The organism is Francisella sp. 19X1-34 (genome assembly GCF_041102755.1).
Classification (GTDB): domain Bacteria; phylum Pseudomonadota; class Gammaproteobacteria; order Francisellales; family Francisellaceae; genus Francisella.
The window spans coordinates 24,155-36,818 of sequence record NZ_JBGCTX010000016.1 but is presented as its reverse complement, the minus strand read 5'-3'; the positions used below and the strand labels follow the sequence as shown (position 1 = coordinate 36,818).

Below are 12,664 nucleotides of genomic sequence, written 5' to 3'. Positions count from 1 at the left end.
GGTTTGATAAAACTATTTCAGCATATCTAGGAATGATTAAATTAGCTTGTACTTTTATTTGGCTTCGATGAAAATTTGTTTTTGTGCACAGAGCCTAGTTAATCCGAATAAGTTATGTCAAATAAAACCTGTCATTCCCGCGGAGGTGGGAATCTCTCAAGTATTTAAAAGATCCCCGTGTCAAGCACGAGGATGACTACTGCTTTTGATGGTGTATCCTGATTAGATAAACAATCTTTCAAAAGTTATTCGGATTAGCTATAAATGATTTATTGACCTAGTTAGAATTAAAAAGAGCACTTGTGAAATCTTTAGCATCAAAAACTTGAAGATCATCTATTTTCTCTCCAACTCCTATAAACCTTAGAGGCAATCCAAGCTTTCTGGCAATTGAGAAAACAATTCCTCCTTTAGCAGTACCATCAAGTTTTGTTATTGTTATACCTGTAAGATCAACAATCTCATGGAAAGCCTCAGCTTGGCTAAGAGCATTACCCCCAGTAGTTGCGTCAACAACTAACATAACCTCATGAGGAGCTGAGCCATCAACTTTCTTTATAACCTTAACAACCTTTTTAAGCTCTTGCATTAAATTATCTTTATTATGTAATCTACCAGCAGTATCTGCTATCACGACATCTACAGCTTTCGACTTAGCAGAAGTAATAGCATCATATATAACAGAAGCACTATCTGCTCCCTCATGCTGATACACAACCTGGGTATTATTCCTATCCCCCCATTCGCGAAGTTGCTCCACCGCAGCAGCTCTAAAAGTATCTCCCGCAGCAAGCATAACAGATTTACCTTGTAGCTGAAGCTTTTTGGTAAGCTTTCCAATAGTTGTTGTTTTTCCAACACCATTGACACCCACCACTAATATTACATAAGGAGTTTTTTCTGAATCTACTTCTAATGGTTGTTGGCACGGTAAGATTATTTCTGTTAGCTTTTGCTGGATTATTTCATTTAGCTTATCCGCTGTTTGTAGCTCATTTCTTGCTACTTTATCTCGCAGATGCTCTACTATTTCATCTGTTGCTTCTACACCAACATCTGCTGTTAAAAGCTGCATCTCAATATCTTCAAGAAGCTCTTCATCAACAACTTTTTGCCCCATAAGTATGGTGCTTAAGCCACCACCAAATTTACTCGCAGTCTTTGAAAGTCCGGACTGAAGTCTTGAAAATAGTCCTTTTTTATTATCATCTGACTGAGTAGGAGATATATCAGAACTCTCGATATTCTTTTTCTTTCTAAAAAGCATTTTTATTCTCTAAAAATTGTAGATTAATTGGAATTATTCAAAAAACTTATCTCTAAGCTTAGCTATTTTCTGATGTAATGGATCAAACATGCTCACAATATTTTTAGACTTAATAAAGTGAACCTCACCTTCAAAAGCAATTTCATCACCAGCTTGAGCATAAACTTCTAAAAGCTTATAACGTAAATCAACATTACTTGGGTTTTTCTCTAAAGCGTCTTGAATAGTAATACTTGCCTCAAGATATTTCTCACTTTCTAAGTACTGTTCAATTAGTTCATCTATATATTGCAACTCTTGCTCTTCTTGCTCTTGTGAATCAATCTCTTCTACATCATTATCATCATTAGAGATAATTACATCATCACTAGAAGTTTCAAATACTACACCTTTATCAGTTTTGATTGCAATATTTTTCTGGCTGTGGTGATTCTTTTTAAGACTTTCAGTATCTAAACTATTTGACTCTTCTTCAAAAGCGGCTTCTGTATGATCTAAATCTAAGGTATCTTGTTGATGGCTTGGTTCTTGCTCATTATCAAAAAAATCAAACTCCTCCTGAGGAGTTGGTTGAGGCGAACTTTCAGATTTATAAAAATCATTATCTGATACAACAGGAGATATTCTTGACATTAAATGATCTCTTTTTTTCTTACCCTGAATTTCTAATTCTAGCTCTTTTTTAGAATTTCTGCCTTCCCATAGTTTCTTAGCTATGAAGAATAATGCTACCAGAATAATTATATAAACTACTAGCCTAAATAAAGAAGATAAAAAAGATCCTCCTGAGCTAGTATCATCGTCAGAAGACGCTGTTTCATTAATGCTACTAGAATCAATACCACTATTTAGGTTACTACTATAAGTCTGTGGTGTATTAGCACTATTCACAGAGTTTTCTGAGCCAGGAAGTAATACTGGGATTTTATCCTGACTAACAGTACTAGGCACCGATGTAGTTTTTATAGACTTTGCTTCTTCATTCTTCGAAGAAAGCATAGAATTATCACCAAGTTTGTTTGATGTAACACTGCTTGGCGTAGAGTTGCTTGAGGTAGGTTTAGCTGTAGAGCCCTTATCTGTCTGACCATATGATCCTTGAATCATCTGATTTCTAACTAAAGTCAATCCATCCTCAACCTCTCCCTTTGTTGTAGGAATAGCTAACTTATCACCTATTTTTATACGATTATCTACAATACCTGGAATCTCTGACTTATTTATTCCTTTTATAGCATCTGTTAATTCAGAGTTACTTATTCCTTTTACTGAATGAGTTTTTGCTATCTTGTATAAATAATCTCCTGACTTAACAGTATATATCTCCATTGAGAAAGCTGATTGAATGGCAGCTAAAGCAACCCCAGCAATAAGAATTTTATTGATACTTTTAAACATTTAGCACCCTAATGACCTATAATACAAAGACTTAAAAATTATAGCATATTTTTTCTACTTAAAAAGCATATGATTTTAGTGCTCTCTTGTCGCACTGAAAATAATATCTGGATTTTTATCTTGAGCTAACTGCAAATTGACACCAGTTGGAGCAAGATAAGTCAGATACCCAGCCCCATCATATGCTAGATTCCCTTCATATTTCTTTTTAAAATCGTTTAGCTTTTTGTCATCATCACAGAAAATCCAACGTGCTAAGACAACATTAACACCTTCATAAGAACACTTAACATTATATTCAGTAGCTAAGCGCTGAGCAACAACATCAAACTGCAAGACACCTACAGCTCCAACAACTAAATCATTAGAGATAATAGGTTTAAATACTTGTGTAGCACCCTCTTCAGAAAGCTGTACTAAACCTTTTTGTAGCGCTTTCATTTTTAGAGGATCATTTAGTTTAACTCTTTTAAATATCTCTGGAGCAAAATTAGGTATTCCTTTAAATTTTAATTTCTCACCTTGTGTGAAACTATCGCCGATCTGGATGCTACCGTGATTGTGTAAACCAATAATATCACCAGCATACCCTTCTTCAACTTGCTCTCTTTCTCCTGCCATAAATGTTAAAGCCTTTGATATTTGCATCATTTTACCAGTTCTTTCATGAAAGATTTTCATACCTTTTTCATACTTGCCTGAGCAAATTCTAAAAAATGCGATTCTATCTCTATGCTTTTCATCCATATTAGCCTGGATTTTAAAAACAAATCCACTTAGTTTTTTCTCATCAGCCTGAACATTTCTTTGATCAGCTTCACGGTGCTGAGGTGCTGGAGCATATTCTGTAAAACCATCCATCATCTCTTTAACACCAAAGTTACTTAATGCTGTACCAAAATATACAGGTGTAAGCTTACCCTCCAGAAATTCCTGCTTATCAAACTGATGGCTAGCACCTCGAACTAATTCGATCTCCATTTCAAGATCATCATATAAGTCTAGACCTATATCCTCTTTAGCATTTTCTAATCCTTTGATCTTCTTATATGGATGAATCTCATGACCATGGCCAGTTTCAAATAGAGTAACCTCATCATTGTAAAGATCATATACACCTTTATAATATTTACCCATACCAATAGGCCAGTTCATAGGAGCACATTTAATCTTAAGAATATCCTCAACCTCATCCAAAAGCTCTAAAGGATCGCGAGTATCTCTATCAAACTTATTCATAAAAGTAACAATAGGAGTGTCTCTAAGACGACAAACATTCATTAGCTTAATAGTTCTATCTTCAACACCTTTAACAGCATCAACAACCATCAGCGCTGAATCAACCGCAGTAAGCGTACGATATGTATCTTCTGAGAAATCCTCATGTCCTGGAGTATCAAGCAGGTTAACTACTCGATCATTGTATGGAAACTGCATCACTGAAGTTGTTATTGAGATACCTCTTTGCTTTTCCATCTCCATCCAGTCAGAGGTCGCATGCACACCACTTTTTTTTGCCTTCACAGTCCCTGCTGTTTTAATAGCATTTCCAAAAAGTAGCATCTTCTCTGTAATAGTTGTTTTACCGGCATCTGGATGCGAAATAATCGCAAAAGTTCTACGCTTTGCAATTTCTTTTAAATATTCACTCATGACAATTCTTACTTTTTATAATTTGATATAATAATTTTAATTAAAGAAGTTTACTAAAAATATTTCATTTTAAAAACTAAAATGATTATCTAATATTTGATATATTTGCTTTTCGATACTTACTATAGATTGAGAGGCATCAATTTCTACCGCTCTATCTGAAGCCTTAACAAGATCTTTAAAAACATTTCTAGCTCTATTAAAAAACTCTAGACCTGCCTGCTCTATTCGATCAGGATCACCTACCTTTTTTGCTCGTTGCAATCCCATAGCTGGACCAATATCAAGATATATGACCAGGTCAGGTTCACAATCTTTAAGGAAATTCTCATTTAGAGCTGTTATTTTTTTTAGACTAATACCTCTACCACCACCTTGATAAGCAACACTTGACCAATAAAACCTATCAGAGACTACATTTAAACCATCTTTTAATGATGGTTTTATAAGACTATATACATGTTGCAATCTACTTGCATACATTAAAAGCAATTCTGTATCAGAATGAACGGCCTCGTCAGTATAGTTTTTTAATGCTAAGCTTCTAATATCTTCAGCTATTTTTGTTCCACCTGGCTCACGAGTATAGACTGCGGGCAGGTTTTTTTGTTGTAAGTATTTACGTACAAAGTCAATAGCTGTACTTTTACCAGCACCATCAAGACCTTCAATAACAATAAACTTACTTTGCACTTTTTTATTCCCTAAACAACCAATCCAACTACAACAGCAGATAATAAACTTACCAAAGTTGCACCATAAAGTATTTTTAAGCTAAATCTAGCAACTTTCACAGAAGCCTCTTTACTAAGAGCTTGAATAGCCCCAATAATAATACCTATAGATGCAAAGTTTGCAAAAGAAATAAGAAAAACTGATATTACAGCTTTTGCGTGTGAACTTAGCTCAGAAGCATGCTTAACCATAAAATCAATTGCCGCAAACTCATTAGTAACTATCTTTGTACCCATGATCTGACCAGCTAAGTGAATCTCATTATTAGGAACATGTAAAATCCATGCAAATGGATAAAAGATATAACCTAAAACTCCTGTAAAAGATATACCAACAATAGACAAAAATAATGTATTTAATAGACTAATTAATGCGATAAAACCTATTAGCATCGCACATACAATTACAGCAACCTTAAAACCGTCTAAGATATATTCTGTCAACATCTCAAAAAAACTCTGCTTTTCTGGTGTTTCATCATATGTTTCATGTAAGCTATCAAAACTAATATCTTCTGATTTCTCATATGGATTAATAACAGTAAGTACAAAGAATGTCCCAAACATATTCATTACCATAGCGACTATCACAAACTTAGGGTCAAAGCCATTTTTGACACTCAACATTTGCATATATGCCCCAGAAATAGCTAAAGATACTGTAGACATAGCCGTAGCTGCCATCGTATATAAAACATTGGATGGTAAATGTCCTATAATTTTTTTATACGCAATAAAGTTCTCTGATTGACCAACAGACAATGAGCTTACTGCATTAAATGACTCTAATTTACCCATCCCTGTAATTTTAGATAGAATAAATCCAACGATTTTAATAATAACAGGCAATATCTTGAAATACTGTAAAATACCAATTAATGCCGACATAAGAACTATAGGCATACCAACTGTAAAGAAGAATATATGTCCACCATCCATATCAGTAAGAGAACCAAAAATAAATCTCGTCCCATCATTAGCACACGTAAGCAACACATCAAAACCACTAACAATAACACCAACAATATCTTCACCAATAGAGGATCTTAATAAGAAATAAGCTAGTAATACTTGTACAATTAATATTATCGCTAAGTAATTGTAACGTATTTTCTTTCTATCACTACTCCATAAAAAAGATAAAACAAAAACAGTCGCTACCCCTAAAATAAAAAACATTAGTTTAGTAATCATTATTCTCTTGCCCTAAGTTATTTAATAAGTTGTCTAAAAGACCACTTACACCAAATCTAAAAGTTTTTGGATTTACATAATTATTGCAGAGTATCTTATCAGCTAATTCAACATATGCAACCGCTTGCGAGCAATCTCTTATCCCACCAGAAGCCTTAAACCCTACATCTTGATTTAACTTCTTAATAGTTTCTAACATGGTCTTAGCAGCTTCACAAGTTGCTCCAACTTTAGTTTTCCCTGTAGATGTTTTTATAAAATCTGCTCCTGAACTTATAGCATCAGAAGATACTTTTTCAATTAAACCTGTTGATTGAAGTTCTCCTGACTCTATTATCACTTTGAGGATTTTATTATTGCAAAGTTCTTTAACCTGAGAAATCATCTCTCTTGACTTTTTAGAATCTCCCTTTGCAATATACTCCTTATAATCAATAACTAAATCAATTTCGTCAGCACCTAAGGTTAAAGCTTGTTTTGTTTCACTAAGTACATCTTCTATACTAGCATCGCCTTTAGGGAAATTAACTACCGTAGCAACTTTAAAATCCGCACCTAATTGCTTTTTAACTGTTGGGATAAACTCTTTATACACACACAAAGCTGCAACATTTCCTAGAGAATTTCTAGCTTTAGAACACAACTTAACAATATCACTATCTGTATCATTATCACCTAATAGCGTCAAATCCATTAATGATACTATTTTTTCTTTACTAGTCATTCGCTTTCTCAAAAATTGACTTACCAAAGTTTAGTGACTCAACACCCATAAAATCAGCAATACTTTGGCCAATATCCGCAAAAGTATCTCTTTGTCCAATAAATTCAGGTTCTATATTATTACCCCAAAGCAAAAATGGCACACACTCGCGTGTATGATCAGAACCTGGGGCCGTTGGATCACAACCATGATCTGCTGCTAATATTACAATAGTATCATCATCTAAAAGATTGTCTAAATCAGAAATTCTTGCATCTAAATACTCTAATGCCTTACCATAGCCTTTAGGATCTCTACGATGGCCATAACTTGAATCTAAATCAACAAAGTTAGTAAATATAAGAGTATTTGATTTTGCTAATTTATATTCAGATACTGTTTTATCAAAAAGCTCTTCCAAACCTGTTGCTTTAAGCTGTTTACTAATACCTTGGTTTGCATAAATATCAGCAATTTTTCCAATTGAGACAACTTTTCCACCAGCTTGCTTTAGCTTATCTAATAAAGTCGGTGCTGGGGGTAGAATTGAAAAATCTTTACGATTACCAGTACGAACATATTCATCAGCAGATTCTCCAATAAATGGACGAGCAATAACTCTACCAACCTTCATACCCATTTCATCAAGAATTTCACGGGCAATCTTACATATTTCTAAAAGTTTATCTAAACCAAAATAGTCTTCATGTGCAGCCACTTGAAAAACACTATCAGCAGATGTATACACAATAGGTTTTTTAGTTACACAACTCTCACAACCATGCTCTTTAAGAACCTCGGTACCTGATGCATGACCTGCATCTATAAAACCATCTTTAAGATCAGCTTTTTCTACCCATTTATCTATAAACTCTTGATCAAAACAACTTTGGCCTTCTTTTGCTGTGAAATAATACCAGTCAAACATAACTGGAACACCTGCAAGCTCCCAATGCCCACTAGGAGTATCTTTACCTCTGCTTATTTCAGCACAATAACCATATTTTGAATTTATAATGTTCTTAGTCACAGAAATATCTTGTGCTAATGGAGCATTTCTATTATGTTCAGCTGCCGCCTTAAGCCCTCGTTTTGATAAATTTGGTAGTTTAATAGTCCTACCATTTTTACTAAAATACTCAACAATATGACCCAAAGTATCTGAACCTTGATCACCAAACTGTAATGCATCAGGTGCTTCACCTATACCAAATGAGTCAAAGAGTAAAACAACTACTTTTTTATTTTTTAACATTTATAAAACCTTTTGATATTAATTATTTTCTAAGAATGCAATTCTTATTCCACGTAAAATTAAATCTGGAGATACTTCATCAAAAATACCTTCATCTTTAAATAAACTAGCAAAGCCCCCCGTTGCTATAGTATACACATTATCGCTATCTAACTCTTCTAAAGTTTTATTTTTAAGCTCTCTAAGTGCACCTAAATGTCCATAATACAATCCTGAACGGATGTTTGTTTTTGTATCATAACCAATAGCAACCTCAGGCTTTACAATAGTTACTGATGAAAGTTGAGAAGCGCCTTGGCATAAAGCATTTAATGAAAGCTTAACACCTGGCATAATTGAGCCACTTAGGTATTTTCTATTTTTGGTAACAACATCAAAAGTTGTTGCCGTTCCTAAATCTATTATTAGTAAGTCTCTATCTGGATGATCTGCTAAAGCTCCAATACAACTAGCAATCCGATCAGCTCCCACTTGATGAGCTTCAACAGCTGACATATCCAGACCAGTATTATCCATACTAATAAAAAATGGCTTTATATCAAAGTACTTTATAACAGCTGAGCCTAATGAATAATTCAGGTGTGGTACTACAGAAGAGATTGCACAACCATCTATTTTATTTAAATCTACAGAGTTCTCTCTTAAAGCTTGTCTTAAGAAAACTCCCATCTGATCAGAAGTTGAATCAACGGATGAAGTTGAATATCTAATTTGACTAACTATTTGCTCACCCTGAAAAACTCCAATATGTATATGCGAGTTACCTACATCCATTACTAATAGCATAATAAATCCTAATATATTTTAATGTGCCTGATCCCAGTTATCGCCAGTATCAACATTGACTTCTAAAGGTACACTTAGCTTCACAGCTTCTTCCATTATACCTTTTATTCTTGCAGAAATTTTTTCAACCTTAGTTCTTTTAACTTCAAAGACTAGTTCATCATGAACCTGCATTACCATCTTAACTTCGCTATTATACTCCTGTGAAATCACAGTGTTAACCTCTATCATTACTTTTTTTATAATATCTGCTGCAGTTCCTTGCATTGGAGCATTTATAGCAGCTCTCTCTGCAGCATTTCTTTGCATCACATTTCTTGAGCTAATTTCCGGCAGATACAATCTACGACCAAGTATTGTTTCAACATAGCCATTTTTTTTAGCAAACTCTTTTGCTGTAGTCATATATTCTTTAACTTTTGGATAGCGGTTAAAATACACATTTATATACTCCTGTGCCTCGCCGCGAGGTATCTCAAGCTGCTTTGCCAAGCCAAAAGCACTCATGCCATAAATAAGGCCAAAGTTGATAGCCTTTGCTCTTCTTCTTTGCTCACTTGTAACCTCACTCATATCAATACCCAAAACCTCAGCAGCTGTTGCACTGTGAATATCTAAACCCTCATTAAAAGCTTTTAAAAGATTTTCATCTTTTGATAAATGCGCCATTATCCTAAGTTCAATCTGTGAGTAATCTGCAGCAACTACACAATAACCTTCTTCAGCAATAAATGCTTGTCTAATTTTACGGCCTTCTGGACTTTTGATTGGTATATTTTGTAAGTTTGGATCAGAAGATGATAATCTCCCTGTAACTGTTCCTGTTTGATTATATGAAGTATGAGCTCTTGAATTGTTATCTAACATCTTAGGAAGCTTATCAGTATAGGTATTTTTTAGCTTCGATAAATGGCGATACTTCATAATTAAAGCAGCTATTTCATACTCCTCTGCTAACTGAACTAATACTTCTTCAGATGTTGATGCTTGTCCCTTAGCTGTTTTTTTAACGGCTGGAATCTCCATTTTTTCAAAAAGAATCTCTCTTAATTGTACAGGAGATGAAAGATTAAACTCTTGCCCAGCAAGCTGATAACACTGTTCTTGAATTTTACTTATACTTTCCTGAAGGTTTGCACTTTGCTCAATCAACTTTTTAGCATCAATTTTCACACCTGTCTTCTCCATATCATTAAGGATAAGAGTAAGAGGCATCTCAACCTTTAAGTATAATTCTTGAAGGATTTTTTCTTTTTTAAGTAAGCTATCAAAGTGATTAAAAAGTCTAAAAGTAATATCTGCATCTTCAGCAGCATATTTTGCAACTTTTTCAATTTCTATTTCATCTAAAGTTTGTTGCTTCCTGCCTGTACCAGCTATCTCACTATAAGGTATTGGTGAAATATTCAAATGCTCTTTGGAAAGACTATCCATATCATGCTTACCACTACTTTTTACCACATAAGCCATAATCATGGTATCATTGATCTGAGCTTTGATATCAATCCCATATTTTGATAACACCTTTTCATCAAACTTAAAATTATGCGCAATTTTAGCTTTTTTAGAATCTGCAAACACAGGTTTTAACTTATCTAAAACCACATCTAACTCAAGCTGTTGAGGAACACCTAAGTATCTATGCTGTACTGGGATATAATAAGCTTTACCTTCTTTAGCACAAAATGATAAGCCAACCAAGTTAGCTTCATAAGTATTTAAAGAGTCCGTTTCTGTATCGAAAGAGAAAATATCACTATTTTTTAAATCTGCTACTAAATCATCAAGCTCTTGTGATGATAGTACTGTTTTATAATCGATTTCTATTTCTGTTGATTTAGCAACTACCTCCTCTTTCAAAGATTCTGCATTATCAGTGTCCAAACTTCTAAGTAAAGAGTTAAATTCATATTCAGCAAAAGCTTTCGCTAAATATTTCACATCAGCATGCTGACACTTAAGATCATCGATAGTCAAACTAAGATCAAGATCACATTTTATTGTTGCTAACTGATAAGATAACTTTAAAATATCTATGCTATTACGTAAATTCTCCCCAACCTTGCCTTTTATTTCATCAGCATTTTCTATTACACCATCAATATTTTCATACTGCTGCAACCACTTAACTGCTGTTTTAGGGCCAACTTTAGGTACTCCAGGTATATTATCCGAGGAATCCCCCATAAGAGCCAAATAGTCTATTATCTGATCGGGTCTAATTTGATATTTATCTAAAACCCCAGGTATATCCGTAGTTACATTCTTCATAGAATCATATAGCACTACTTTTTCAGTGACTAGTTGAGCCATATCTTTATCACCAGTAGAAATTACTACATCATAACCTTGTAACTCTAAATCTTTTGCTAATGTTCCAATAACATCATCAGCTTCTACACCATCTTTTATAATAAGTGGATATCCCATCTTTTTGATAATTTCATGAAGAGGTTGAATCTGCACCCTTAGCTCATCATCCATAGCTTTACGATTAGCTTTATATTGAGGATACATCTCATGGCGAAAATTTTTACCCTTTGGATCAAAAACTACTGTAACATATTCAGTATCATATTTGCTTGGTAGTTTCTTAAGCATATTAATCACTCCAAGGATAGCACCTGTAGGCTCCCCTTGACTATTAGAAAGATTTGGTAACGCATGGTAGGCTCTAAATAGATAAGATGAGCCATCGACTAAAACTATTTTTTGCATAGAATTTTTTTAGAATATTTATATCAATCTAAATAGTAATATATATAGCAAAGTATAGCAAATTGATTACCCACATTAATTTATACAGTAACATCAAACCGACCTATAAACACAATCTTTTTGAATAGCCTCTGATATATAAATCCATCTCTTGAATCCTAATTTTACTGTATTATCAATTTTATAAGTTTCAAAGAGATCCTTAATCTCTTTAGTTAGAAGTTCCCCATCTAATTCACCCCTCATTGTATTTATGTATGATAATGAAAAAGCAAGACCTATTAACTCATCAATAGTAAAGTGCTGTTGCATAGATGATTTATATTCTTGATATTTCCTAGCTCCAAAAAAGTTATCTAAGTTCTGATTTTTTATGAAATTAGGCTCTTTTAAGCCACTATTATTTTTTGCATATTTTTTTAGTAAATTAATAAATTCATACCCAAACCCCAACGACTCTTGCATAAAAGTATGCCATAAAAGCAATATCCTACCTTTATGCTTTAGCACTCTCTTAAACTCTTTTTTTGCAGATTCATTATTAAAGAAATGAAATGACTGCATACAAGTAATAAGATCAATTTGATTATCAATTACTTTCATTTTTTCAGCACAATTATTAAGAAGCACACATTCATCCACAAATCGAAACTTTTGCTCAGCAATATCAAACATGTCCTTATTTGGCTCTACTAGATAAACCTTATGGCCTTGCTTAATAAACATTTCTGTAGAAAGGCCTGTCCCAGCACCTATATCTGCTATCACTGATGACTTATCAATTTTTGCAAGTCTGTATATATCACTTAACAAATAATTAGAATACTTAATTCTATATTTTTCGTAATCTAGCGCTCTTCCTGAAAATTCTGATATACTCATAGCTTAAAATCTTATAATCATCATTTAATCAAGTTTAGCAAGCCTCAAACTTCAAAATATCTTTTTATAGCACT

10 protein-coding genes are annotated in these 12,664 nt (G+C 33.7%); all 10 read right to left on the bottom strand.

The genetic code is table 11. The features are described from left to right. Positions 1-277 precede the first annotated feature (277 nt). Positions 278-1,267 (bottom strand): signal recognition particle-docking protein FtsY, encoded by a 990-nt coding sequence (gene ftsY / locus AB8E56_RS03920; protein WP_329478182.1) that lies wholly within the window; start codon positions 1,265-1,267, stop codon positions 278-280. A 33-nt stretch (positions 1,268-1,300) separates the two neighbouring features. Then, a complete protein-coding gene (locus AB8E56_RS03915; protein WP_329478180.1) occupies positions 1,301-2,665 on the bottom strand; it encodes a LysM peptidoglycan-binding domain-containing protein in 1,365 nt (454 codons plus the stop codon). A gap of 75 nt (positions 2,666-2,740) precedes the next feature. After that, positions 2,741-4,318: a peptide chain release factor 3 gene (locus AB8E56_RS03910; protein WP_329478178.1), complete on the bottom strand. Its 1,578-nt coding sequence runs from the start codon at positions 4,316-4,318 to the stop codon at positions 2,741-2,743. 69 nt (positions 4,319-4,387) lie between these two features. Beyond that, positions 4,388-5,011, bottom strand: a complete 624-nt coding sequence (gene tmk / locus AB8E56_RS03905; RefSeq protein WP_329478176.1) for a dTMP kinase — start codon at positions 5,009-5,011, stop codon at positions 4,388-4,390. Between the two features lie 11 nt (positions 5,012-5,022). Next, complete coding sequence (locus tag AB8E56_RS03900; protein WP_329478174.1) at positions 5,023-6,246, bottom strand: nucleoside transporter C-terminal domain-containing protein; 1,224 nt, start codon at positions 6,244-6,246, stop codon at positions 5,023-5,025. Then, positions 6,236-6,997 (bottom strand): deoxyribose-phosphate aldolase, encoded by a 762-nt coding sequence (gene deoC, locus AB8E56_RS03895; protein ID WP_329478172.1) that lies wholly within the window; start codon positions 6,995-6,997, stop codon positions 6,236-6,238. The genes AB8E56_RS03900 and deoC overlap by 11 nt, the downstream gene beginning before the upstream one ends. Next, positions 6,963-8,204, bottom strand: a complete 1,242-nt coding sequence (locus AB8E56_RS03890; RefSeq protein ID WP_329478169.1) for a phosphopentomutase — start codon at positions 8,202-8,204, stop codon at positions 6,963-6,965. Before AB8E56_RS03890 ends, deoC begins: the two co-directional genes overlap by 35 nt. A gap of 18 nt (positions 8,205-8,222) precedes the next feature. Further along, positions 8,223-8,990, bottom strand: coding sequence for a type III pantothenate kinase (locus AB8E56_RS03885; RefSeq protein ID WP_329478167.1), 768 nt, complete (start codon positions 8,988-8,990; stop codon positions 8,223-8,225). 18 nt (positions 8,991-9,008) lie between these two features. Then, on the bottom strand, positions 9,009-11,708 hold the full coding sequence (gene polA, locus AB8E56_RS03880; RefSeq protein WP_329478165.1) for a DNA polymerase I: 2,700 nt from the start codon (positions 11,706-11,708) through the stop codon (positions 9,009-9,011). Positions 11,709-11,801: 93 nt separating this feature from the next. Then, positions 11,802-12,590 (bottom strand): methyltransferase domain-containing protein, encoded by a 789-nt coding sequence (locus AB8E56_RS03875; protein WP_329478163.1) that lies wholly within the window; start codon positions 12,588-12,590, stop codon positions 11,802-11,804. Positions 12,591-12,664 lie beyond the last annotated feature (74 nt).